The organism is Campylobacter sp. JMF_11 EL3, from assembly GCF_027736965.1.
Lineage (GTDB): Bacteria > Campylobacterota > Campylobacteria > Campylobacterales > Campylobacteraceae > Campylobacter_B.
Genome location: NZ_JAOVTJ010000004.1, coordinates 1 through 23,272, shown reverse-complemented (window position 1 = coordinate 23,272; position 23,272 = coordinate 1). Strand labels below are relative to the sequence as shown.

At 42.7% G+C, this 23,272-nt stretch carries 19 protein-coding genes, 6 tRNA genes and 1 pseudogene; 12 read left to right on the top strand and 14 right to left on the bottom strand.

Features of this window, described 5'->3' with window-relative positions; all coding sequences use genetic code 11:
• Positions 1-7 precede the first annotated feature (7 nt).
• The gene (locus tag OFN67_RS06170; protein ID WP_270868647.1) at positions 8-1,054 is read right to left on the bottom strand and encodes a TM2 domain-containing protein; all 1,047 of its coding nucleotides are present in this window, start codon (positions 1,052-1,054) and stop codon (positions 8-10) included.
• Positions 1,055-1,172: 118 nt separating this feature from the next.
• On the opposite strand from OFN67_RS06170, the gene tpx reads away from it, so the two are divergent.
• On the top strand, positions 1,173-1,670 hold the full coding sequence (tpx, locus tag OFN67_RS06165) for a thiol peroxidase (protein WP_270862651.1): 498 nt from the start codon (positions 1,173-1,175) through the stop codon (positions 1,668-1,670).
• Positions 1,671-1,725: 55 nt separating this feature from the next.
• On the opposite strand, the gene OFN67_RS06160 is transcribed toward tpx, so the two are convergent.
• From OFN67_RS06160 to OFN67_RS06125, 8 genes are read right to left on the bottom strand one after another with little or no spacing between them, the layout of a single operon-like run.
• A complete protein-coding gene (locus tag OFN67_RS06160; protein WP_270868648.1) occupies positions 1,726-3,243 on the bottom strand; it encodes a hypothetical protein in 1,518 nt (505 codons plus the stop codon).
• The gene (locus OFN67_RS06155; protein WP_270868649.1) at positions 3,231-5,033 is read right to left on the bottom strand and encodes a hypothetical protein; all 1,803 of its coding nucleotides are present in this window, start codon (positions 5,031-5,033) and stop codon (positions 3,231-3,233) included. Before OFN67_RS06155 ends, OFN67_RS06160 begins: the two co-directional genes overlap by 13 nt.
• Positions 5,033-5,365 carry a hypothetical protein gene (locus OFN67_RS06150; protein WP_270868650.1) on the bottom strand — a complete coding sequence of 111 codons (333 nt, stop codon included), beginning with the start codon at positions 5,363-5,365 and terminating at the stop codon, positions 5,033-5,035. Before OFN67_RS06150 ends, OFN67_RS06155 begins: the two co-directional genes overlap by 1 nt.
• A gap of 9 nt (positions 5,366-5,374) precedes the next feature.
• A complete protein-coding gene (locus OFN67_RS06145; RefSeq protein WP_270868651.1) occupies positions 5,375-5,971 on the bottom strand; it encodes a 4Fe-4S dicluster domain-containing protein in 597 nt (198 codons plus the stop codon).
• A 1-nt stretch (position 5,972) separates the two neighbouring features.
• Complete coding sequence (locus OFN67_RS06140; RefSeq protein ID WP_270868652.1) at positions 5,973-8,231, bottom strand: molybdopterin-dependent oxidoreductase; 2,259 nt, start codon at positions 8,229-8,231, stop codon at positions 5,973-5,975.
• A complete protein-coding gene (nrfD, locus tag OFN67_RS06135; protein ID WP_270868653.1) occupies positions 8,228-9,358 on the bottom strand; it encodes an NrfD/PsrC family molybdoenzyme membrane anchor subunit in 1,131 nt (376 codons plus the stop codon). The genes OFN67_RS06140 and nrfD overlap by 4 nt, the downstream gene beginning before the upstream one ends.
• The gene (locus OFN67_RS06130; protein WP_270868654.1) at positions 9,355-9,900 is read right to left on the bottom strand and encodes a molecular chaperone TorD family protein; all 546 of its coding nucleotides are present in this window, start codon (positions 9,898-9,900) and stop codon (positions 9,355-9,357) included. Before OFN67_RS06130 ends, nrfD begins: the two co-directional genes overlap by 4 nt.
• Positions 9,890-10,804 carry a sulfurtransferase gene (locus tag OFN67_RS06125; RefSeq protein ID WP_270868655.1) on the bottom strand — a complete coding sequence of 305 codons (915 nt, stop codon included), beginning with the start codon at positions 10,802-10,804 and terminating at the stop codon, positions 9,890-9,892. The genes OFN67_RS06130 and OFN67_RS06125 overlap by 11 nt, the downstream gene beginning before the upstream one ends.
• Before the next feature lie 247 nt (positions 10,805-11,051).
• On the opposite strand from OFN67_RS06125, the gene OFN67_RS06120 reads away from it, so the two are divergent.
• From OFN67_RS06120 to OFN67_RS06080, 9 genes are all read left to right on the top strand, one after another.
• Positions 11,052-12,152 carry an efflux RND transporter periplasmic adaptor subunit gene (locus tag OFN67_RS06120; protein WP_270868656.1) on the top strand — a complete coding sequence of 367 codons (1,101 nt, stop codon included), beginning with the start codon at positions 11,052-11,054 and terminating at the stop codon, positions 12,150-12,152.
• Positions 12,153-12,158: 6 nt separating this feature from the next.
• Positions 12,159-15,305, top strand: coding sequence for an efflux RND transporter permease subunit (locus OFN67_RS06115; protein ID WP_270868657.1), 3,147 nt, complete (start codon positions 12,159-12,161; stop codon positions 15,303-15,305).
• Positions 15,295-16,746, top strand: coding sequence for an efflux transporter outer membrane subunit (locus OFN67_RS06110; RefSeq protein ID WP_270868658.1), 1,452 nt, complete (start codon positions 15,295-15,297; stop codon positions 16,744-16,746). Before OFN67_RS06115 ends, OFN67_RS06110 begins: the two co-directional genes overlap by 11 nt.
• 81 nt (positions 16,747-16,827) lie before the next feature.
• Positions 16,828-16,915, top strand: a tRNA-Ser gene (locus OFN67_RS06105).
• 81 nt (positions 16,916-16,996) lie between these two features.
• Positions 16,997-18,418, top strand: coding sequence for an SPFH domain-containing protein (locus OFN67_RS06100; RefSeq protein WP_270865724.1), 1,422 nt, complete (start codon positions 16,997-16,999; stop codon positions 18,416-18,418).
• Between the two features lie 94 nt (positions 18,419-18,512).
• Positions 18,513-18,953 carry a MarR family winged helix-turn-helix transcriptional regulator gene (locus tag OFN67_RS06095; RefSeq protein ID WP_270868659.1) on the top strand — a complete coding sequence of 147 codons (441 nt, stop codon included), beginning with the start codon at positions 18,513-18,515 and terminating at the stop codon, positions 18,951-18,953.
• 16 nt (positions 18,954-18,969) lie between these two features.
• The gene (locus OFN67_RS06090; protein ID WP_270868660.1) at positions 18,970-19,500 is read left to right on the top strand and encodes an ester cyclase; all 531 of its coding nucleotides are present in this window, start codon (positions 18,970-18,972) and stop codon (positions 19,498-19,500) included.
• Positions 19,501-19,519: 19 nt separating this feature from the next.
• Positions 19,520-19,906, top strand: a complete 387-nt coding sequence (locus OFN67_RS06085) for a cupin domain-containing protein (protein WP_270862665.1) — start codon at positions 19,520-19,522, stop codon at positions 19,904-19,906.
• Positions 19,907-20,018: 112 nt separating this feature from the next.
• On the top strand, positions 20,019-20,363 hold the full coding sequence (locus OFN67_RS06080) for a phenylpyruvate tautomerase MIF-related protein (protein ID WP_270868661.1): 345 nt from the start codon (positions 20,019-20,021) through the stop codon (positions 20,361-20,363).
• A 264-nt stretch (positions 20,364-20,627) separates the two neighbouring features.
• On the opposite strand, the gene OFN67_RS06075 is transcribed toward OFN67_RS06080, so the two are convergent.
• From OFN67_RS06075 to OFN67_RS06055, 5 genes are all read right to left on the bottom strand, one after another.
• Positions 20,628-20,715: transfer RNA gene (locus tag OFN67_RS06075), tRNA-Ser, on the bottom strand.
• A 6-nt stretch (positions 20,716-20,721) separates the two neighbouring features.
• A complete protein-coding gene (locus OFN67_RS06070) occupies positions 20,722-20,874 on the bottom strand; it encodes a hypothetical protein (RefSeq protein WP_270858610.1) in 153 nt (50 codons plus the stop codon).
• A gap of 18 nt (positions 20,875-20,892) precedes the next feature.
• A tRNA-Cys gene (locus OFN67_RS06065) sits at positions 20,893-20,966 on the bottom strand.
• A gap of 18 nt (positions 20,967-20,984) precedes the next feature.
• Positions 20,985-21,074 (bottom strand) — tRNA-Leu (locus OFN67_RS06060).
• A 24-nt stretch (positions 21,075-21,098) separates the two neighbouring features.
• A tRNA-Gly gene (locus OFN67_RS06055) sits at positions 21,099-21,173 on the bottom strand.
• Positions 21,174-21,288: 115 nt separating this feature from the next.
• On the opposite strand from OFN67_RS06055, the gene OFN67_RS06050 reads away from it, so the two are divergent.
• Positions 21,289-21,364: transfer RNA gene (locus tag OFN67_RS06050), tRNA-Ala, on the top strand.
• 288 nt (positions 21,365-21,652) lie between these two features.
• Positions 21,653-23,272, top strand: a pseudogene (locus OFN67_RS06045) (hypothetical protein); the annotation flags it as partial.

Sequence of the window (23,272 nt, the reverse complement as noted above, 5' to 3'; positions counted from 1 at the left end):
TTTCTCCTTATGATTTGATTTTGTTAAATTCGCTAATGTGAAATTTCAAATTCGAAAAATAATAGTTGTTTTTCGAAATTTCGAAATTTCGGCTATCTTTGGCACAAGCAATGATAAAAAGCGAATTTATAATCGAGCAAATTTGCACCGCGATTATCGCTAAAATCGGATTAAAATAGACTAAAACTAGCCCAATCACGCATGAGAGCGCATATACAAAAAACGCCTTAACGAAAATTTTGCATCCGCTCGTCTGGAAAAGCTCTTTGTAAATCAGCAGAGCAAAGCATGCGCCAAGCCCCGTAAATACTGCGCCGAAAACAAATACAATCAGGCTTTTATCCCCAAACATCATCATCAAAAACGGGATTAGCGCAAGGCCGTCAAATACGACAAAAAGGGTTAAATTTCGCAAAAGTGTCTTTGAACAAATTGTGCTAGCGATGAAATACGCGCTCATTGCTAAGCACACTTGCCCCGCTGTCGAGGCGAGTTCGGCGCCGTTAATCTTGGTGCCAAAAATGTTTAAAACTGCCATTAAAATCAAAAGTCCGCACCCAATGTAAGCTAGCTGTCTAGCCGAGGCTAAATTCGCGCTTTTTTCTTCGAAATTTAGGCTTTGGCTGGGATTTTCGCTGGGATTTTCGCTCAAATTTTCGGTCTCGCACCCTGCGCTAAGGTTTGCGCTATCTACCATTTTTTCTAAATTGAAAAAATCGTGTATTATCCACGCCAAATAGGCTAAATTCGGCAGTGCAAAGACCATAATCGGTTTTATTAAATTTTCCCTAGCCCTAAGTGTATCTTGGTCGTCAAATTCGAGGCTCGGCCTTATGGAGCGCAAAATTTCGAGCGCGCTATCGTTTGATATCAAAGCATACGCCACCAAAAAGCAGACAAAGATGATAAACCCAAATCCGCCAAGAAGCTGGAAAATCGCGCTTATATTTTTTTTCAGATAAAATCTGTGCGCGCTAAAAACCCCTAGCGTCAAATATAGCGTGTAGGCGGTGTTGAGGTGAAATTTAGGCGCGTTTTGCGGGAGGGTTTGCATGGATTTCCTTTTTTTAAATTTGGGCGAAATTATAGCCAAATTTTAAAATTTTGCGCCAAAAAATAATCTATTAAATTTTATGAGATAAAATGTGTTTTATTTTTTACAAGGAGAAAAAATGCAAGTAAAATTTTTAGGAAACCCCGTAAATTTGGGCGGAAATGAAGTAAAAGTCGGCGAGGCTGCGCCAGAAGTCGTAGTCGCTGGGAAAGATTTAGAAGATATCGTAATCGGCAAAAGCGAGAAAAAACAAATCATCGTAGCCGTTCCGTCGTTAGATACGCCAGTTTGCGCTAGCGAGGCTCGCAAATTCAACGAAAAAGCAGCAAGCTTGCCAAATACCGAAGTAATCGTGGTTTCAATGGATTTGCCGTTTGCGATGGGCAGATTTTGCACGACAGAGGGTATCGAAAACTTGCGCACAGCAAGCGATTTTAGAGCGAAAAAATTCGCCAAAAGCTATGGAATTTTAATCGAAGATAGCGCGCTAGCTGGGCTAAATGCAAGAGCGGTTTTCGTCATCAGCGGTGGCGTAATCGCATACAAAGACATCATGGCTGAAATCACCGAAGAGCCGAACTACGAAGCAGTTTTAGAGGCTGCAAAAAACGCATAAATTTTTAGCTTCCCCCTTAAAAATACAGCGAAATTCCGCAAATTTTGCGGAATTTCTAATTTAGATTTAAAATTTCCTTTGCTCTTGTTTTTTTGTATAAAATCGACTTTAAATTCTGCATTTCACGCTCGTTTAAAGGGCTAGCGTCAAGCAGTTTGGCGCAGTTTTTTTGCCTAGGATTTTCGCAAAATTTAGGCGCGAAAAGCTCGCTAATACCGCCGTGAGTTTCTCCGCTTTGGAGCGGATTTTCGTGGCAGGCTTCGCAGGATTTGCCGATTTTTTGCACGCTATGAGGCGAAAACGGCTTCCAAACCTCGAATCTCTCGCCACTCTCGCCAAATTTAGCCACGCTAGCATTTTCATCTTTTATGCTAAGATTGTAGCCAAACACAGGACGCGCAAGGGCGATTTTGCCGTTATTTTTGCGCACCAAAAGGACATTTTCGAAGCGTTCTAAACTAAATGCGCTATGCCAAATGCCAGGTTTTCTCTCGCCTCCAAGTGTGCGCGAAAATGGCGCATGGCGTGTATTTTGGCGTAGGGCGCGTGCGTTAAATCGCTTGGTGCTCGCGTCAAATTCGATTAAATTTTGCCAGTTTTCGTAATCCTTGCTAAAATCAAGCATAGCATTTAGCTCGTAAAAACTCCCACCCCATGCGCTGTGGCAGGTGGCGCACTCTAAATTTTGGTGGAATTTGTGTGAGGTGTTATTTTGCGTGGCGGTTTCGTGGCAGGCTTCACAGCTTTTGGTTTCGCTCATTTTGTGGCAATCCGCGCACACTAGCCCCGCGCTAAAATGTGCGTCAGGGCGCAAATTTGCGTATGTTACGCCGTGTCTTAGCCCTGGGAAATTTCCATTTTTTTGCAACGGCGTGCGGTAGTCTTTGTGCGTGTTTTGTGGGAAAAGCCCCATAAAATCGGCGCCGATGAAGTATTTGTTGTGGCAAGAGGCGCAAACTTCGTTATCCGCGTGCGAGAGCGTGTGAGTGCGCGAGTGAGGGCGCGCGCTAGTATTTGTGTCGCTGCCGCCGTAATGCGCGCTGGGTGCGTAGCTAGCGTGGCATGCCATGCAACCCTTTCCATGAGCGGAAAATAGGGAATTCTCGCCATTATCAAAGGCGTGGCATTTTAGGCATTTGCGCTCCACGAAGTCTGCTACCACGCGCTCTTTCTCGCTTAAATTTGGCAAATTTTGGCTTAAAAAATCTTGCAAACTAAGATTTAAATCCATATTAAATGCGCTAAAAATCGTTTTTATCTCGTTTTTGTGCGTGAAATGGTTGCTTTTTTCAAATTCGCTGATTTGCTTTGCGTGACAGCTGCCACAAAACTCGCCATAATGCGCGGGGCTTGCTGGGTGAGCGATGATATTTTCGTGCGAAAATCCGCCAAATTTGGCTAAGCTTTGCGGGAAATCTGAGGGCGAAATTTTGCTTTTATGACAACTTTCGCATGAAAAATTGTGATTTTGCGCGTCAAATTTTTCGATTTTATGGCAGTTTTCGCAGGATAAATTTTGAGCAAAAGCGAAATTTAAAAGCGCAAAAAATATCAAATTTATCACTCTAAACATTTCGTCTCCCCTGCCCTAAATTTCGCTTTTGAGGCGTTAAAATCGGCATAAATTTTATCATCGTAGCGATCGTGGCAGATAGCGCAGGCATAGGCATCAAGGATTTTTTTCATTTGAGCTAAGCTTAGCGTGGAATCGTTTTTAGAAATGATTTGATTTTGCGCTCCTTTTGGGCTAGCAAAGGCGTCAAGGGCGAAATTTAACTCGCCAAAATTTGCCAAATTTGGGCTAAATGAAATCTCGCCGTTTTTATAGCCCAAAACACCGCGCCCAAGCCCTAGCGCAGTAGGCGAGAAGTGGCAAGAGACGCAGGTTTTGCTCTTGCCAACGCTGTGTTGCGCCCAGCTAGCTAGGCTAAGGGCGTCAAAGTGCTTCGTGGCGCCATTTTCGTAGATACTAGCCACGACCTGACAGCCTGGGGCGAGGTTTGCGATTTTGCCGTCATTTCTCACGCCCAAAGCTGGGTCTTCGAAGCGCAAAAAACTGCGCATTTCGCTCCACGCACCCTCGCTGTATTCGCCCTTTTGCCACTCAAACTGCTTTGCGCCCGCAAATCTTTGCTCGTGGCAACCAAAACAGCTTGCTACGCTTTTTTCGTGGCAGGCTTGGCAGGATAAATTTGCGTGCAAAGGCTCGTGCGCTGGGTGTTTTAGCGCTGAAATTTCAAATTTTGCTCCGTCTTTTTTGCGCGTAAGAACTGCTTTTTCGCCTACTTTGGTGACATTGTAAAGTGGGAAATTTCCCTTTTTTGTGTAGGCGATGAGCGCGCTATCTGGGATATTTGGATTTGTTTTTGCTAAATTTCGCGCCGTCTCGTTTGGCGTGGCAAAATTTGGCGCGTGGCAGTCCTCGCATGCGATAATTACGGCCTCTCTCATATTTGCGTGGTTTTTTTTATCGCCCATTACCCCAAGGCTAGTATGGCAATCCACGCACTCTAACCCTGCCCTTTCGTAGTGAATATCGGCGCGCAAATCGTGGAAATGGCGCCCGTCGGATAGCGTATGGCTCTGCTCGAAAGGCGCCTTGCTTCCCTCGCTTTCGAATTTTCCATAATATGCAAAACCAATGCGAGCCGAGCGGTTGTGGCAGGCTAGGCAGTTTTGGCTAGGGATTGCGGTGGAAAATCGCGTGTGGGTTTTGGGCGCAGTATTTGGGGAGGTTGCGTGCGCGCCGGAATTTACGCCGGAATTTGCGCTTAAATTTGGCGCAGAATTTGCATTTTTGCTGGCGAAAAACGGGGAGAGCAAGAAATTCTCATCTAAATTCGAAGCCTTATGGCACGCCCCACACCCGCCACCTTTGGCGATATTTTGATTTATAAAAACCTCTTTTTCTTGCGAGATATGACAACTGGCGCAGGCTTTGGCGTAGTGGTCCTTGGCGAATTTTTCGATTTGCTCTGCGCTAAAATCAGAGCTCGCGCCCTGCTTCGCCCACTCGCCTAGCAAATTTTGCTTGATTGGATTTTGGGTTTGCATTACTGTAGTGCTAACGCGGGCGATTTGGTCCTTGTGACAGCGCGCACAACGGCTTTTGGCGTTTTCTAGCGTGGCTGGATTTGGGATTAGGGCGATGTGAGCGAGCGATTTTTCGTTAGCAATCTCGTTGCCCCCATGGCAGCTCTGACAGGCAACCTCATCGTGTGAGGGGCTTAGTGAGCCGTAATTTTCGTGGCAAGCGGTGCATGAGTTTATCTGCGAAAATGCGCTTAGCGAAAAAAACAAAATAGCAAAATTTGCGAAAATTTTAAAATTTAGCCCTTTTAAAATTTCGCAAATTCTTCTCACTAGCAACCCTCAAACTGCGCTGGTGCGCCACTGGCTTTCGGCGCGGCAGCTTCGCTTTCATCGGCTTTGGCGCCAAACTCATCTATCAAGCCTTCATCGGCTAAGCGTTGAATGACATCATCATAGCTTTCCCACGCTTTTTTGTTGTAAGCGTCTGCTTGAATCGCCTTTTTTGCGTATGCCCTAGCAAGCGTGAGATTGTTTTTTGCCACAGCTTCGCGTGATAAATTTACAAAATGCTCCGCCTGCGCTTTTGAAGTATTGTAGCTTTGCAAATTCTCCGCAAAACCAAAATTGCAAAGTAAAACCATGCTTAAAATTATCTTTTTCATCATTTTCTCCTATGAATTTATCGTCACATAATAGACATTTGGTTCAAGTCCGTCACTCTCTTTTAGGCGAGTAATGGAGGTCGCGCGCGCCAAAATTTGCGAAACATCACTATTTGGGTCATTTAAATCGCCAAAATTTCGCGATTTTCCCACGCAGGTGGTTACACAAGCCGGAAGCAAACCTTTATCCACTCTTGGGGCGCAAAATGTGCATTTATCGACGGTTTGTTTGTGTTCATTGTAGTATCTGGCGTTGTAAGGACAGGCTACCATACACGCCTTGCAGCCTATGCAAAGGGACGGATCGACTATAACTATGCCGTCTTTTTCACGCTTGAAACTAGCTTCTGTCGGACAAACTGCCACGCACGGGGAGTTTTCGCAGTGGTTACAAAGCACAGGCAAAAAGTTTAAAATCGGATTTCCTGCGTTGTCTTCGTTTTCGACTTCAAAAACCCTTGTGCGATACGCTTCTTTGAAAAGCGGCACTTCCCACTCGGTTTTACACGCTACATAACACGCATCGCACCCGATACAGCGATCACCGATAATCACCATAGCTAGGTTTTTTTCTTTTTTGTGATTTTTATTTATTAGTGAGTTCATCTTACGCCCTTTCAAGTCTAACAAAGCCGTTGTTTAAGCCGCTACAACCACTAACAGGATCGACGCTATTACTGCAAAAATAAACATCGCTAATGCCTTTATCAAAGCCGCTCTTCCACTCTTTGCTAACATGCCCAAAGCCGTGGTGGATAAAGACATTTCCCTCAGTTATTCGCTTTGTGATTTTTATATTTTGCGGTTTTGATTTAAGCCCTGTTTTAGCATTTATCATTATGACTTTATCGCCAGTTTTTAAACCTAAATTTGCCGCGTCATCAGGATTTATCCAAATCGGGCTATCATCTTCAAGTTCGAGTAAGAGCTTGTTATTTTGGCTTCTTGCGTGAGAGTGCGCCGGACCCCTGCCAAAAAGCAGTCTAAACTCGCCTTCTTTTGGCTGTGGCGGTGCTACCCAAGTAGGCAGTGGCGCACAAACATCTCCGTATTCTTCATACATTTTTTCCATATCAGGGTTGTATAGATGAATTTTGCCCGTGCTAGTAGGGAAGCTTAGTGGCTTACCGCTACTTTGTGGATACGCATCGGCTAAATAATCGCACAAAATGCCGTCTTTTTCAAATTTTTCTTTATCTTCGGGGCTAAGCGAATTTACGAAATTATTTATCGCATCGCTTGGCGAAATGGTAAAATACTCGTCCATATCAAAGCGTTTGCAAATCCCACGCACTATGTCAAAAACATGCTTAGTATCATGTAGCGGCTTAATCGCAGCCTTTCTCACAGCCACAAACGGCACATCGTATTTTTGGATATATGGCCCGTCGTCTTTTTCTAAATATGTGCTTTCAGGCAAAACTATGTCGCAATACTGACAAAAATCGTTCATCTGTGTATCTATCGACATAATAAAATCTAGCTTTTCGATCGATTTCATAACGCCGTTTGCTTCGACTGCCGTATGTCCTAGCGGATTTGTATCGTAGGTCAGCCACGCTTTTATCGGATATGGCTGTTCGCTTAAAGTCGCGCGATAAATTTCGCCACTTAGCCCTAAATTTGCAGGGTTAAACGGCCACCTAACCCCAACGCCATCAGCCCTTGGCTCCCTTACAGCCGGTGCGTCATCATCTTTTGGGAGCTTGGCTAAATTTATACTTTGATTTACCCAAGTTCCGCCCTTTACGCCGTAATTTCCCATAATCGCATTTAATATCGCAATTGCTCTTGCTGTTTGCGTATCGTTTGCGTATCTTGAAAATCTACGCGGTGCGATAGCTAGGACATGCGGAGCAAATCTGGCAAATTCCCACGCTACTTCTTCTATCTCTTCGGCTTTTATACCGCAAATTTCTTCTGCCCATTTTGGGGTGTATTGTTTGACATGACGGGCTAGTTTATCAAAGCCGTAGCAGTATTTATTGATAAATTCCATATTTGCTAGATTATCTCTAATTATGACATGGATTAGCGCTAGTGCTAGTGCCATATCGCACCCCGGTTTTATGCGAAGCCATTTGTGCGCTCTAATCGCACTTTCGCTCTGTCTAGGATCGACATAGACGAGTTTTGCGCCATTTGCCAAGCCCTCCATAAAATCTCTTGCTTCTCTAACCTGAATCGCTCCTGCCATATTTCTGCCAAATAAAATCATATATTTGGTGTTTGCCATGTCGTAGTTTTCATGACCCCCGATACCGCCACCGCCAAATGTCAAAGACCAGCCAATCGCTCTACTGCCACGACACTCTGAAAATGAAGCATAGCTTACATTTGGAGTGCCAAGTAAGGTGGCAAATTTGTGAAAATAGCTTGAACAGCTTCCATGAGCAAAAGCTGCAATGCTTTTTGCACCGTATTTGTCGATGATTTTTTCTAAATTTTCATGCACGAAGTCAAATGCTTCGTCCCAGCTGACCTTTTTCCATTTGCCTTCGCCCCGTTTGCCGACTCTAATCATCGGGTATTTTAAGCGATCTGGATCGTAAGTAGAATAAACCCCCGCATTTCCCTTAGCGCAAATCGTGCCGTAATTGTATGGATTTAGCTTGTTTCCTTCGATTTTGTGAATTTTGCCGTCCCTTGTAAAAACATTTACGCCACAATTCCAAAAACACATTTCGCAGTAATTTGGAGTTTTTACCCCCTCGTCGTATTCTAATAAATTTGAAAGCTCTTTTGAGTTTTTATGCGTTTTTGCCATTAGCGGATTTGGTAGCCCTGTAAGTCCGGCAGTTCCGGCAACAGCTACGCTAGAAGCCATTTTTAGGAAATTTCGTCTTGTTATTTTAAGCTCTCTCATTTTTCACTCTCCAAATTTAAAAATGTTTTTCCAAGTGCGTAAATAAAGAGCATTACGCCAATGCCTGAGATAAAAATCGTAATTTCTGCCACGCTTGGGCAGTATGAGCCAAACTCTATCTTGCCTAAAAATTCGCTCTCGACTTTTACAAGCTGACCGCCCACAATGCCGTCAAACCTAGCAAAAAATACGCCGATAATGGCTAAAATTCCAGCCAAAAATGAAATTTTTAAATTTTGAAATTTAGACAAAATAAGCAAAATCATCGGAAGCAAAATTCCAATGCAAATTTCAAAAAAATAGAAATTAAATGACAAATTTCCGTTTGTAAAAACTTCGAAATTTTTGGCTAGATAGCTTCCTGTGCCATAGCTTGAAATCACTGCGTTCCAAAAATTTATAAATAAAACAGCCAAAAGCAATAAAAACATAAAAATATTCAAATTTCGCAAAATTCGCTCATTTAGGGCTTTTTTGCTTAAATTTACAAAGGCAAAAATCACGCTTACGCCACAGATCAAAGCCCCTAAAATAAATGAAATGGTAAAGCTTGGCGTATTCCAAATCGGTCTAGCTGAATTTACGGCAAAGACCATTGAAAGTGTGCTAAAAGCGACTATTCCCATTATAAATGCGACAATTCCTGCGTAAAACGAAGCTTTTTCGCTGTTTTTTAGCATTAAAATTAGCTCGATTATTAAAAGCGGAGTTTCGATGAGATAAAAAGTGCTCATCCACCAAATCGGGCTTTCTACCGCGAAATTAAAGTAATAACGCACGAAACGCAAAACTTGCAGTTTAAAAGGGCTTCCAAGCTCCCAAAAAATCAGCCAAAATGCCGCTAAAAGCGCAGCAATAGCCAAAAGCTGTAAATGGCGTGAAATTTTAGAAAATGCGTGAAATCCAAAGAGATGATCGGCCGTAGCGATTGTGGCAACTCCTACGCTAATGCCCACAAAAAAGGCATATCCCATAAGCAAAAGCCCAAGCGGAACCTCGCGGCTGACATTGTAGCTAGCTTCTTGGCCATTTAAAAAAACGCTACAAATCCCCACGAGCCCTACCGCGCACAGCGCAAGCGATAGAAAAAGAAGCCCAAATTTTGGGGTTTTGGCGACTTTTGTCATCTTTGCTCCTTTAAATTTGATATTAAAAATTTGGCAAAATTTAAAATAAACTCAAATTCTTTTAAATTTTCAAAATTTGCTAAATTTTTACTCAAAGGCTCTAAAAAGTCCAAAAATTTAGTAAATTTCAAAAATTTCTCCCACTCGCCCTGCTCTGCTAAAATCGCGCAAAATGCGAGTAAATTTGAGGCGTGGTCGCAGTTTTTTTCCACCACAAAACCACAAATTTCATAAAATTTGCAAATTTCATTATAACTCTCGCCAAACATTTTTTTATCTAACCAAACCCCAGCTAGAAGCGAAGTGCCGAATTTGGCTGAGTTTAAATCAAAATAAAAAATGTAATTGCTGATAATTTCGTCTAAATTTGGCGTTTTTAAATCGTTAAATTTGAAATTTGAAAATTTATTGAAGCGTTCGGCAAATTCGCCGTTTGCAAATTCGCCAAGCGCGCAGTATTTCTCGCGCCAACCCTCCGCTGGAAAGGCGAGCAGGTCGGCGCATAAGTCTAGGCAATCAATCGAAATTTGATTATTTTTCATCGCCTTTTAGCACTTTTCTTTTTGGCAGGTTCGAATACTCGACCATACTTGCTTCGTAGTTTTTGACCTTGTCATTTCCCATGATGTATTTTGTCGCAAACCAGCCACCACTTGCGTGCCAGCCTGTGTTGCAATACCAAATTTGTGGTGCGTTTGGATCTAGACCGGCTGTTTTAAATAGCTCGCCAACAGCCTCTTTATCAGTGTTGATATAAAAAACTCCGTCATTTTCTTTGGCAAGTTTGCCGATAAAGATATTTCCATCAACGCCTTCTAAGTGCCCTGCTTTGGCTGCTTTTGGGTGAGCTTTTTCGCCAGAGTATTGAGCTTCGATTCTGCCGTCAATTAGCGCTACGCTGTTTGTAACCACAGCCTCGTCGATATCGTAAGCAGTCGCAACGATGTCTTTGTTAAATTTAGTGATTTTAAAATCGCTTTTTTCTGGTGTGACGGCCTCTATGCTTAACTCGCCACCAGCTTTTTTCCAAGCGTCAATTCCGCCGTTTAAAATCGCTGTGTTTGTAAGGCCGTAGTATTCAGATACGAATAGAGCCAAAGTTGAAAGTGTATAATCAGGAGCGGCTTTTGCGTCGTTGTAGAAAACTACTGCGCTAGTATCTTTGATACCGCTTTTTTGAAATAATCTCTCAACCGTAGTCGGAGAAGCGATAAATCCTGGCATTTCGCCTCTTGCCTCTCTGAAATCAGCCTCTTTCCAAGCAACTGCGCCTTTGATATGACCTGCGCCGTATCCTTCGCCTTCTTGAAGGTCGATTAAAACTAGGTCTTTATCAGCCAAATTTGCTTTTAGCCACTCGACATCTACGACCTTATTTTGTGGTAAATCTAGGGCAAATGCGCATGTGCAAGCAGCCGCTAGAAGTGATGAAGTAAGTAATTTCATGATATCTCCTTAAAAATGAAATTGTTGCAAAAAAAAATTGTAACAAAATTTAGTAATATTAAATTAAAAATTTATCGAAATTTTATAAGTTAGATTAAAATTTTCCGTGATTTTGTCACAAAAAATCTGAAAAATCTAGAAATATTAAATTTTCATTTACTTTTGTGTTAATAATTTGTTATGCAGAATTTGGATAAAATCGACAGCTTTTTACTTTAATTATTAAAATTTAATAACCGAGGTTTGTATGAAGAAAATTTTCTCACTAATTGCGACGCTAGCACTGCTTAGCGGATGTTCGTATTTCGAAAAAAAAGAAGAGGGCGCAGGAGCAGGTGCTAAGGGCGCTGGCGGTATGCCGCCGCTTCAAGTAGCTGTTTTTAAAGCCCAAAAATCCGATGTTCCAATCGCGCTAAAATTTAACGGCGAAACCGCGAGTGATTTAGATGTCACGCTAAAATCGCAGGTTTCTGGCACGATAGAAAAACAGCTTTTCGCACCTGGCGTGCGCGTAGAAAAGGGCGAGGGGCTTTATGAAATCGACAAATCTCGCTACCAAGCGATTTTTAACAGCGCGAAAGCTAGCCTAAACAACGCCAGCGCAGATTACGAGCGCGCTAAGAAATTAAAGGCGAGCAATACCATTTCAGCGCGCGAATTTGACGGCGCAAAATCAGCTTACGAAGTGGCTAAGGCAAATTTCGAACGGGCGAAAATTGACCTTGATAATGCCCTTGTCAAAGCCCCATTTGACGGCATTGTAGGCGATACGCAAAAAGATACTGGCTCGTTTGTGGGCGTAGGCGAAAATCTAGTCAGACTTACAAAACTAAATCCAATTTATGTGAAATTTGGAATTTCTGATACCGATAAGATGAAAATTGATAGAAATTTAGCCAGTAGCGATTGGTATATGAAAAACACAAAGGCTACAATTTCCTTTAATGACAAAATTTATGAAGGAAATGTAGTATTCATCGATAGCGTCGTAGATAGCGCGACTGCAAGCGTGAGCGCCAAAGCGCAATTTAACAACCTAAATTATGAAATTCAGCCAGGAATTTACACTAGAATTTCAGTCGATGGTTTCGTGCAAAAAGATGGCTTCCAAATCCCTCAAATCGCAGTTTTGCAAGATTTAAGCAACTCTATCGTTTATGTCGTAGATGCAAACAACACCGTGGCTAAAAAAATCGTAAAAGTTATAGCGCAGGATTCTACGACGATGACCATTTCAGAGGGTTTGAGCGAGGGCGATTTGATTGTTTTGGATAATTTTTCAAAAATTCAAGTTGGCGCCAAGGTAACCCCGCTTCCGCCAGAAACAGACGCGACAAAGGCTAGGTAGGCAAGTATGTTTTCTAAATTTTTTATCAATCGCCCAGTTTTCGCAAGCGTTATTTCGATTATTATCGTTATTGCTGGAACGATTTGTCTATTTATCGCCCCTGTGGAAGAATACCCACAACTAACCCCGCCTCAAATTTCAGTTACAGCCACATATAGTGGCGCAGACGCGCAGACTATCTCTGATACTGTCGCTTCGCCACTAGAAAACGCAATCAACGGCGTCGATGATATGATTTATATGAGTTCGTCGTCTAGCTCGTCAGGTAGGGCAAATATCAGCGTGTTTTTCAAGGTCGGCACCGATCCACAAGAAGCACTCGTAAATGTAAATAACAGAGTAAATCCAGCCTTAACCACGCTTCCAGCCGAAGTGCAAAGAATGGGCGTTAGCGTTACGGAGCGTTCATCATCTATACTTTCTGCGTTTTTCTTTTATGACCCAACAGGTCAAATGAGCCCGCTTGATATCCAAAACTATGTCAGCATTAATGTCGTCGATGAGCTAAAACGCGTTAGTGGTGTGGGCGACGCACAGGCTCTTGGCACGAAGGATTATTCGATGAGAATTTGGGTAAATCCAGGACTTATGGCTAAGCATAATGTCGTATCATCTGACATAATCGCAGCCATTAGAGAGCAAAATAGCCAATACCCAGCTGGAAAGCTAGGCGAGCAACCAAACGATTTGGGTAACCCTTATGTCTATGCAATCCAGCCAGAGGGGCGTTTGAAAACGGTCGAAGAGTTCGAAAATGTAATCATTAGAGCCAGTGATGATGGTAAATTTTTGCGTGTAAAAGATGTCGCTAGGGTCGAGCTTGGGGCTGAGAGCCTTATCATCAATGGTAAATACCAAGGACACGACGCAACGCCAGTTTTCATCTATCAACAAAACGGCGCAAACGCCATTGCTACGCTTGATGCCGTAACTGCGCGTTTGGAGCAGTTAAAGCAAAATTTCCCAGGCGCACTGACTTATAGCAACGGATACGACACGACAGAATTCGTAAAAGTCTCTATCGAAGAGGTTATTCATACTTTTATTGAAGCGATGATTTTGGTCGTTTTGGTTATCTATATGTTTTTAGGAAATTTCAGAGCGACGATTATTCCAATGCTAGCCGTGCCAGTATCGATTTGTGGAGCGTTTATCGGAATTTACGCTTTTGGATTTTCGATAAATTTAATTACCCTTTTCGCCCTAGTTTTGGCTATCGGTATCGTCGTCGATGATGCTATTATCGTTATCGAAAATGTGGAGAGAATTTTGCACGAAGAGCGAAATTTAAGTGTCAAAGAGGCCACGATTAAAGCAATGGACGAGATCGTAAGTCCGGTAATTTCAATTGTGCTTGTTTTGGCGGCGGTTTTCGTGCCGGTTGCTTTTATGGAGGGCTTTGTCGGCGTTATCCAAAGACAATTCGCGCTCACACTTGTCTCATCTGTGGTTTTCTCCGGATTTGTCGCCCTTACTCTAACCCCTGCGCTGTGTGCGCTTTTACTTCGTAAAAAAGAGGCCGAGCCGTTTTGGTTAGTGCGTAAATTTAACGAATTTTTCGATTTTTCAACCCGCCTTTTCTCAGCAGGTGTTGCTAAAATTTTGCGCCATGTGATTTTATCTTTGTGCCTTGTGGGAATTATCATTTTTGTGATGTTAGAGTTATTTAAAATCACCCCGGGCGGACTTGTGCCAGCCGAGGATAAAGGCTATGTAATGGGCTTTTCGACACTTCCGTCGGCTAGACCTTTGGTAGCTACTGAAAAACACATGGATTTCTTGCGTGGCACACTTTCACAAAACCCAAATGTCGAAGCAATCACCACAATCGCGGGATTTGATATGATGGCAGGTGGTGCTAGGGAAAATTCAGGCGTATTTTTCTCTAAACTCAAACCTTGGGAAGTCCGTCCTGAGGCAAACCAATCAGCCCAATCAATCGCAAACGCGCTAACTGGACAGCTTTTTGTCATGGATAGAAGCGCGATGACCTTTGCCCTAACCCCGCCTCCGATCAATGGTCTATCAATGACTGGTGGATTTGAAGTTTATGCAGAAAATACTACGGGCAAAAACTATCAACAAATCGCCGATGATATGGCGCGAATAGTCGCCAAAGCTTCGCAAAATCCAGCTTTGCAAAATGTCCGTTCTACGCTAGATGTAAATTTCCCGCAATACAATCTAAGCCTAGATAGGGAAAAAATCAAAATGCTTGGAATTTCAATCCCTGATATTTTTACGACGATAAATTCGACTATCGGACAATACTACATAAACGATTTTAACCTTTTAGGTAAGACATACCGCGTCTATATGAGAGCAGAGCAACTCTTCCGCGATACGCCAAATGATTTAAGGACGCTTTATGTGCGCTCAGCTAGTGGAAATTTGGTTTCGCTTGATTCGGTTGTAAATTTAGAACGCGCCAAAGGCCCTGATATCGTCGATCGTTTCAACGGCTTCCCAGCAGCTAGACTTATGGGCGATCCTGCCCCAGGATATACTTCTGGTCAGGCGATTGACGCTATTAGAGATACGATTCTTGGCGAATTCCCTACTGGATACACTCTTGGCTGGTCAGGCACGGCTTATCAAGAGGTAAATGCAGCAGGAACCGGCGCAAAGGCATTTGCGTTTGGACTTTTGTTTGTATTTTTGATTTTAGCAGCGCAGTATGAGAGGTGGCTAATGCCAATGGCGGTTCTTACAGCCGTGCCATTTAGCGTGTTTGGTGCGCTTTTATTCACATGGGCTAGGGGATTAAATAACGATATATATTTTCAAATCGGACTTATTTTGCTTATCGGACTTGCAGCAAAAAATGCGATCTTAATCGTCGAATTTGCTATGCAAGAGTATCAACACGGCGGAAAAAGTATCGCAGAAGCGGCGATAAGTGCTGCAAAAATGCGTTTTAGACCGATTGTTATGACATCTTTGGCTTTTGGTCTTGGCGTTTTGCCTATGGTACTTGCCACAGGAGCAGGTTCTGCTAGCCGTCACGCGCTAGGAACTGGCGTGCTTGGTGGAATTTTGGCTGCTTCGACGATAGCGATTTTCTTCGTGCCGCTATTTTTCTACCTTTTGGAGAGCTTTAATGCGTGGCTAGATAAGCGAAAAATAAAATCAGAGGAAAAAGATGAAAACTAAAATTTTACTAGGAATTTTAACTGGCGCACTGATTAGCGGTTGTAGCTTTAAGCCTGATATGCCTACTCGCCATATCGAGTATAGATCTGGATACGAGGCGACAAATGTGAGCCAAATGTGGTGGAAAAGCTACAACGACACCCAGCTAAATGCGCTAATTGATAGTGCTTTGGCGAATAATTCTGATTTAATGCTAGCTTTAAATAATATCGAGCGCGCAAGGCTAAATTTGGGTCTAAGTAAGCTTGAATATCTACCAAATATCGGAATTTCAGGCTCTGCAATGCGCCAAAATAATTATGCTAATATGCCTGATTCAAATTCTCACGCTTCTTACGCGATTTCAGCGCCACTTAGCTATGAGATTGATTTTTGGGGTAGGGTGCGAAACAGCGTGGGTGCTAGCGCGGCGCAGTATATGGGGACTAAGTATGATTATGAAACAGCCAAAAACACAATCACTAGCGCGGTTGCAAGCTCGTATTTCGCGCTTTTATCCCTAAAAGAGCAAGAAAGAATTTTAACTAAATCGCTTAAAAGCTACGAGCAGACGCAAAGTTACCGCAAAAAAGAGCTAGAAGCTGGCGCGATAAATCAAATCACGCTTAGCCAAGCAAGTGCCGCTGTGCAAAACGCCAAAGCAAGCCTAATCGCCGTGCAAAACCAAATTTCTCAGGTGCAAACCTCGCTTGCGATTTTAGCCGGCAAAAGCTACGACGGGGTCGTAAATCCGCAAATCCTCACAGCCGCAAAACTTCCTAATGCCCCACAAATCCCAAGTGGCGTGCCAAGCGATGTTTTGCTTCATCGCCCAGATGTGGCAAAGGCTTTGGAGGATTTGCGCGCTAGCAATTTCCTTGTAGGCGTTGCCAAGGCAGGGTATTTCCCGACTATTTCGCTAACTGGGGCGTTTGGCTATGCAAGTAGCGATTTTGATAGGTTGATTAGCTCGACTACTAGCTCGTGGAGTATCGGTGGCTCGCTCGTGGGACCTTTGCTTGATTTTGGGCGAACTAAAAAGAGGGTTGATATCGCAAATGTCGATCAAAACTCATCTTTTATTGCTTATGACAAGGCACTAAAAACGGCTCTTGGCGATGTCAAAGACGCCCTAACTACGCTTAAAAACGCAAAAGAACGCAAAAAAGCGATGAGCGATTTGCTAAGCTCGCAACGCAAAATTTACAAAGACGCGACCGAGCTTTATAATGCTGGGTATTCTAGCCATTTAGAATTCCTAGACGCGCAACGCAATCTTTTAAACACAGAACTTGCCAAAGTAGGCGCTGATTTGGAGGAATTAGAAGCTAGCGTAAATGCTTACAAGGCGCTTGGCGGGGGATTTAGCATAAGCGATGAGGAGCTAAAAGAGATTTTAGGGGCTGATGCCGATACTGCGCCTGATATGTCTGTTGTGCCGATAGATAGGATATTTAGGTGAAATTTGCGGAATTTTAAAATTCCGCAAATTTTCAAATTTCAGCTTCAAATTTAAAATTTTAGTTATAATCCAAACCTTTTTAGACAGGTGTCCGAGTGGTCGAAGGAGCACGCCTGGAACGCGTGTGAGGTGCAAGCCTCCGAGGGTTCGAATCCCTTCCTGTCTGCCAGAATGCAAATTACAGAATAAATTTTATTTAAATCAAATTTTGCTTATAATTGCGCCTTAAATTTTATTATAAGGAGGGGTGATGTTTTCGCCTGTTTTGATTGGATTTGGTGGCGGTTTGGTCGCTATCGTGGTCATTTGTGTGCTTGCAGCTATGTATTTTAGGACCGTCGTGGAGACAAACGAGGTTCATATCGTCCAAAGCGCGCGCAAAACGCAAAGTTTTGGCAAAGACACTGGAAATGGAAATGTGTATTATAATTTCCCGGGTTGGGTGCCGATTTTAGGCGTTAGCAAGATAATTTTGCCAGTTTCGGTATTTAGTATCAAAATCGAGGCTTACGAAGCTTACGATGTGGGTAGGCTGCCATTTGTCGTGGATATCACGGCGTTTTTCCGCATTGCCGATTCAAATTTAGCCGCCCAAAGGGTCAAAGACTTCGACGATCTCAAAAAGCAACTCACAGATATTATCCAAGGCTCAATCCGCTCGATTTTAGCCAAACGAGAGCTCGAAGAAATTCTTACAATCCGCTCAGCCCTAGGCGAGGATTTTACCGTTTCGGTTCAATCCCAGCTCGAAAACTGGGGCATTGCGCCTGTGAAAAATATCGAATTAATGGATATTAAAGACAAAGAGGGCGAAAAGGTCATTTTCAACATAATGGAAAAGAAAAAATCCGCTATCGAAAAAGACAGCCGTGTCGAGGTCGCCGAAAACCGCAAACGCGCCCAAATCGCTGAAATCGAAGCCAAAAGAGAAACCGAAATCAAAGAGCAAGAAGCCCTAAAACTCGTAGGTCTTAAAACCGTCGAGCAAGAGCGCGAGGTCGCAATCAGCAAAGAACAAGCCAAACAAGTGGTAAAAGAGCAGGAAAAAATCACCCAAGAAAAGGCAATGGAGGTCGTGCGCGTCCAAGATGTCAAAAAAGCAGAGATTAAAAAGCAAGTAGAAATTGTCCAAGCCGAGCAAGAACAGCGCAAAATCGAAATCGACGCAGAGGCTAAGAAAACAGCCAAAATCAAGGAAGCCGAAGCCCAAAAAGAAAACCAAATCCTAATTGCGCAAGGCGATAAAGAAAGGCAGTTTTTGGAGGCGGCTGCGCTTTTAGAAATCAAAGACAAAGAGAGCCAAGGTATCGCAAAAATCGGAACCGCTGAGGCTGAGGCTTTGAGATTAAAAGAGCTAGCCCCTGTCAATGCGCAAATCGAGCTAGCGCGCGAAATCGGCGAAAACGAAGGCTATCAAACATATCTAATCTCAATCGAGCAAATCAAGGCTAACCGCGATATCGGCTTAGAGCAGGCCAAAGCCCTAACTAGCGCAGATCTAAAAATCATCGCAAACAACGGCAATGTAAGCGAGGGGCTAAATTCGCTTGGTAGCGTGCTAAGCACGAGTGGTGGCACAAAAATCGCCTCCATGCTAGAAGGGCTAGCCCAAAGCGAGCTAGGAAAACAGCTTGTCGATAAAATCACCAAGCCAAAAGAGGGCGAGAAATAAAATTTAACCCCAAATTTGGGGTTAAATTTTATAATACTAGACTTGACATTAATTCGAAATCTAACTATAATACGCCCTAAATTTTAGGGCAAAAATGAAAAAAGAACGCAAAAGCATATTTTTAAGCGCACTTCTTGTAAGGTGTGCGAACGATTACATTATAAACGAATTTAAAAGGCTTGAAATTTTAGGGATTTCACCCAGCCACGGGGATATTTTTCACTATCTTTTTGGGGGTAAAATTTTAAGTCCAGCCCAAATCGCCACTAAAATCAACCGCACAAAAGCAACTGTTACAACCCTGCTTGATAGGCTTGAAATGGACGGCTATTTGGTGCGAGAAAAGGACAAAAACGACGCAAGAAGCGTAAATGTAAAACTCACGCCAAAAGGCGAGAGTTTAAAGCCGAAATTTGATGAAATTTCAAAGAATTTAAATAAAATTTTAGCGAAAAATTTTAGCGAATTTGAATTAGACGCGCTAGATACGCTTTTAAGCCGTGCGATTGAAAATTTTAATAAAAAAATCAATTAGATATCAAAGGAAATTTATGAAAAAATTTGCGATTTTTGCTGTTTTGGTGGGTCAAATTTTATGCGCTAATTCAAATTTAGCCCAAAGCTTAGAGCCAAATTTTAACCAAATTTGCTACCAAAGCAGGGCCAAATCCGAGTGCAACAAAGAGGCGATGATGCATTTTCAAACCGCCATAAACACCGCTGATACCGCCTTGGCAGAGAAGCTAATAAACCAAAACGCTACATTTTTTACCCCAGTTTCCAAAGACCCGCTTTATGGCGGCGCAGGGTATATCTCGGTGGTAAATTTCATGAGGCAAAGCTTCCCTGATATCAAATGGCAAATCAAAGATATCGTCGCAAACGACGCTGTGGTGGCTGTTTTATGGGAGTGTAGCGGCACACACGAGAGTGGCGAATTTTACGGCAAAAAGGCGGACGGAGCGAAATTTTCGTTTAGCACGATGAATTTTTACTATTTTGACGAAAATGGCAAAATCACAAACGATGTCGCAGGCGAGGGGCTTGCGGGACTTTTAATCGATCTTGAAATTTTAAAATAATCTTATTTAAGGAGAAAAAATGAAAAACTATACTTTTGCAAGGCTCGATAGCAACGAGCGCGTCGAGTTTAAAGAGCTTTTGGGTCTAAGCGGTTGCGAGATTAGCTTAAACACTCTGCCAGCGGGCATTAGCGTGCCTTTCGTGCATGCGCATGTCCAAAACGAAGAGGTCTATATCGTCCTTGAAGGTAGCGGTAAGCTTTTCATCGACGGCGAAGAAATCGCAATCGCTAAGGGCGATATTTTCAAAATCGACCCAAGCGGCGAACGCTGTATCAGCGCTGGCGATGAGACGATTAGATTCCTTTGTATCCAGGTCAAGGCAGGCTCTTTGGAGCAATACACCGACACCGACGGCGTTTTGCGCGAGGGGATTAAGCCAAGCTGGCTATTTAATGTAAAATAGTGGAATTTAAAATTTCGCTTCGCAAGCTTGTAAATACTGCGCCCGAATTTTAAAATTCGGCACAAAATTTGAAATTTGCGAGGCGGGAAAATTTAAAATTTAAGGGGTTTTTATGCCGTATATCGATGCGAAATTTAGCGCGAAATTTGATGAAAAAACACTACAAAGCGTCGCGGGCGCACTTTGTAAGGCTGTAAGCGAGGCGTTTGGCAAAAAAAGCGAGAGCATAATGAGTGCGGTAGAGTGCGACAAGGCGCTTTTTATCGCACAAAACGCGCTAGATAGCGGCGCATATATCGCAATCTCGCTGCTAGGAACTAGCGTAGAAAAGCAAAAATGCGAGGTTTGCGTTAGGCTTGTGAGCGAGGCGTTGCGTGGCTTTGGCATAAATCCTGATGAGGTGTATGTGACATTTCACCCGATCCCGCTGTGGGGCAGAGGCGAGAAGATGTTTTAGGGCGAAATTCGCAGAATCTGTCATTGCGAGGCGCGATAGCGCCGAAGCAATCCAGGGAAATTCAGATAAATTTCAGTTCTTAAAATTTTAAATTCGCTATAAATTTTACTGGATTGCCACGCTCGTTACACTCGCTCGCAATGACAAATTAAATAAAATTTTGCTCGTAATGGCGCGAAATACAAATAAAATTCCATGCTAAATTCGCAAAATTTTATAATTTCTCCAAAATTCACAACAAAAATTTAAAAGGATTTAAAAAAGTGGCCGGGAGATAGGGATTCGAACCCCAGGAGGTGTTACCCTCAACGGTTTTCAAGACCGCCGCTTTCGACCGCTCAGCCATCTCCCGATAGAATTATTCTGTTTTTTCGCTAACCCACTCAGCGCCGTTATGAACCTTTTCTTTGGTCCATTGACCAGCGTTTTTTGAGTCTTGTTTCACGCCTTGCCATGTGTTTGAACACCCGCTAAACGCCAAAACTAAAAGTATCGTAACTATATATTTCATAGACTCTCCTTGTTGTTTTGGAAGCGACACCCGGATTCGAACCGGGGATCAAGGCTTTGCAGGCCCATGCCTTACCGCTTGGCTATGTCGCCACACTAAGCCGTTTTTGGTGGTGCCCGGAGCCGGACTTGAACCGGCACGGAAGAAAAAATTCCGAGGGATTTTAAGTCCCTTGCGTCTACCAATTCCGCCATCCGGGCACATTTTCAACACATACAAAATCATGGAGCGGGAAACGAGAGTCGAACTCGCGACATCAACCATGGCAAGGTTGCGCTCTACCACTGAGCTATTCCCGCGTCAAAAACGAAAGCTGATTTTAGCAAATTAAAACTTAAAATTTTATTTTATTTGCAAAATTTCTCTTTTTTAAATTCATTATAAGCTAAAAAGTGTAAAATTACAGAGCTTTTTGGGGTTATAGCTCAGCTGGGAGAGCGCTTGAATGGCATTCAAGAGGTCGGCGGTTCGATCCCGCTTAACTCCACCATTTTATTTTAAATCCACACCCATTTAACACTGTGCCGAATTTTTAAATTTCGTAAATTTTATCATTGTTGGTGAAATTTGCCCTATTTGTCATTGTGAGCTTTCGCAGAAAGCAAAGCAATTTGCGACCAAAATTACCAAAACGCAATTTTCGTGTCATTGCGAGCAAAATTCCTAAAATTAAAAAAAAAAAATACAAAAAAAGTTTATAAATTTTTTGAAATTATCTGCTTTTTAGCGCGATTTGTGTTATAATCTCAGTTATTTTTAAATTTCAAAGGAGTTTGAGATGAAAACATTAAACAAAAGCAGAGGAAGTATCGTCCTAGCCACTGTGCTCTTTGCTGTTAGCGCAGCAAATATCGCAAATGCCGATAATAAAATTACCGGAACCAACACTCCTACTGGTTCCGTAGGTTCTAACCCCTATATAGGCGTAGATAACGCAGGAAACCTACTGACAACAGGTGCTTCGGTTACTATTAGCGGCACCTCCACAGACGGCATCACATTTGACCCTAGAAGAGATGCTTATGGTGGTTATGCAAAAGGGGCTGCAAATTCAAATGTTTCTGGCAATACAATAAAAATAATAGACCAAGTAAATTTTAAAGGTCCTAGCTCTGGAAGAATAATTGCTGCCGGTAGAGTAGCAGATCTTAGTAGCGAAAATTCGATTGTCCAAGAAAATAAACTTATAATCAAAGATTCTACTATTGAAATAGGCGATAAACAAACAGACCCTAATGACCCTAATAAGAAAATCGAGATTTACCCTTCTGTCATAGGCGGTAGAATTGATGGAAAAGGCGGTGTAGCCAAAAATAATACAGTAGAAATAAGCAACTCAGATGTAAGCTATTGTATCTATGGTGGAAAAGGTAGCAATAATGCAAACAATGATAGTGAAATTTACAACAACCATGTTTATATAGAAAATTCAAAATTTGCAAGCGCATGGGGTGGTCAAGCACAGGCTGAAATAGATAGCGCAAATCACGCCAAGTATAATACTCTCGTTATAGTAGGTGGCGGATATTCAACAAAAGCTAGATATGGAGATCTTCGTGGCGGAACCACTTATGGTGCGGGAGATAGTGAATACAATACTCTATCTATAAGTGGCGGAACGAAGCTAAATTTCAACACTGTTAGTATTTTTGGTGGTTATTCGCAAGGTAAAGCGACAGGAAACAACCGCTATAATCAGCTTATCTTAGATAATGTAACAATACCAAACGCTAGCAACACTATATATGCGGGCGGTATCAAGGCCAATACCTCTACTCTATCAAGTTCAGAAGCAGTTGGCAACAGAGCATATATAAATGACTTAAAATTTGCAAAAGGTATCGTAGTCGGTGGCAGTAGCGAACTAGGCAACACAAGCGATAATATAGTTGTCATCAACGGCACTACCGAGCTAAAATCTGCTTACAGTGGCGAAGTAAAAGAAGGTGCTGACGGAACTGCAAAAGATAACCTTGTCATTATGTCTGGTGGCACTATTAACGAAAATATCTACGGCGGATATACTCAGGGTGGTGAAACGAGTGGAAACGCTGTTTATTTCATGGGTGGCGAAGTCTCTGGCATAGTCGGCGGTGGAAATAACGGCAATAAAAATACCCTAATCCTAGGCAACAGCACTAGCACTTGGGGCACACGAAAAGCAGGACAAATTTCAAATTTTGAAAATCTAAATTTCAATGTTTTACAAGAAGGTGATAAAAGCAAAGCCGTGCTTTCTTTAACAGGAGCAGATTCTAGTAGCTTAGACGGCGCGAGCGTTAAGTTTTTAGACCCAAGCAATGGCGATAGCAAAAAAGCAACAATCACGGTCGGTGGAAATGGTGGAGTTGGTGTAAATTCGCTCCGAGATAGTGGTGGTGGCGCAAACGGCATAAAA

What these genes read in the sequence shown, in the direction of transcription:
- OFN67_RS06110 (WP_270868658.1), top strand. Translation starts at nt 15,295, where the DNA reads ATGAAAACTAAAATTTTACTAGGAATTTTAACTGGCGCACTGATTAGC.
- OFN67_RS06160 (WP_270868648.1), bottom strand. Translation starts at nt 3,243, where the DNA reads ATGTTTAGAGTGATAAATTTGATATTTTTTGCGCTTTTAAATTTCGCT.
- OFN67_RS06115 (WP_270868657.1), top strand. Translation starts at nt 12,159, where the DNA reads ATGTTTTCTAAATTTTTTATCAATCGCCCAGTTTTCGCAAGCGTTATT.
- tpx (WP_270862651.1), top strand. Translation starts at nt 1,173, where the DNA reads ATGCAAGTAAAATTTTTAGGAAACCCCGTAAATTTGGGCGGAAATGAA.
- OFN67_RS06070 (WP_270858610.1), bottom strand. Translation starts at nt 20,874, where the DNA reads ATGAAATATATAGTTACGATACTTTTAGTTTTGGCGTTTAGCGGGTGT.
- OFN67_RS06145 (WP_270868651.1), bottom strand. Translation starts at nt 5,971, where the DNA reads ATGAACTCACTAATAAATAAAAATCACAAAAAAGAAAAAAACCTAGCT.
- OFN67_RS06130 (WP_270868654.1), bottom strand. Translation starts at nt 9,900, where the DNA reads ATGAAAAATAATCAAATTTCGATTGATTGCCTAGACTTATGCGCCGAC.
- OFN67_RS06095 (WP_270868659.1), top strand. Translation starts at nt 18,513, where the DNA reads ATGAAAAAAGAACGCAAAAGCATATTTTTAAGCGCACTTCTTGTAAGG.
- OFN67_RS06170 (WP_270868647.1), bottom strand. Translation starts at nt 1,054, where the DNA reads ATGCAAACCCTCCCGCAAAACGCGCCTAAATTTCACCTCAACACCGCC.
- OFN67_RS06120 (WP_270868656.1), top strand. Translation starts at nt 11,052, where the DNA reads ATGAAGAAAATTTTCTCACTAATTGCGACGCTAGCACTGCTTAGCGGA.
- OFN67_RS06085 (WP_270862665.1), top strand. Translation starts at nt 19,520, where the DNA reads ATGAAAAACTATACTTTTGCAAGGCTCGATAGCAACGAGCGCGTCGAG.
- OFN67_RS06090 (WP_270868660.1), top strand. Translation starts at nt 18,970, where the DNA reads ATGAAAAAATTTGCGATTTTTGCTGTTTTGGTGGGTCAAATTTTATGC.
- nrfD (WP_270868653.1), bottom strand. Translation starts at nt 9,358, where the DNA reads ATGACAAAAGTCGCCAAAACCCCAAAATTTGGGCTTCTTTTTCTATCG.
- OFN67_RS06100 (WP_270865724.1), top strand. Translation starts at nt 16,997, where the DNA reads ATGTTTTCGCCTGTTTTGATTGGATTTGGTGGCGGTTTGGTCGCTATC.
- OFN67_RS06140 (WP_270868652.1), bottom strand. Translation starts at nt 8,231, where the DNA reads ATGAGAGAGCTTAAAATAACAAGACGAAATTTCCTAAAAATGGCTTCT.
- OFN67_RS06125 (WP_270868655.1), bottom strand. Translation starts at nt 10,804, where the DNA reads ATGAAATTACTTACTTCATCACTTCTAGCGGCTGCTTGCACATGCGCA.
- OFN67_RS06080 (WP_270868661.1), top strand. Translation starts at nt 20,019, where the DNA reads ATGCCGTATATCGATGCGAAATTTAGCGCGAAATTTGATGAAAAAACA.
- OFN67_RS06150 (WP_270868650.1), bottom strand. Translation starts at nt 5,365, where the DNA reads ATGAAAAAGATAATTTTAAGCATGGTTTTACTTTGCAATTTTGGTTTT.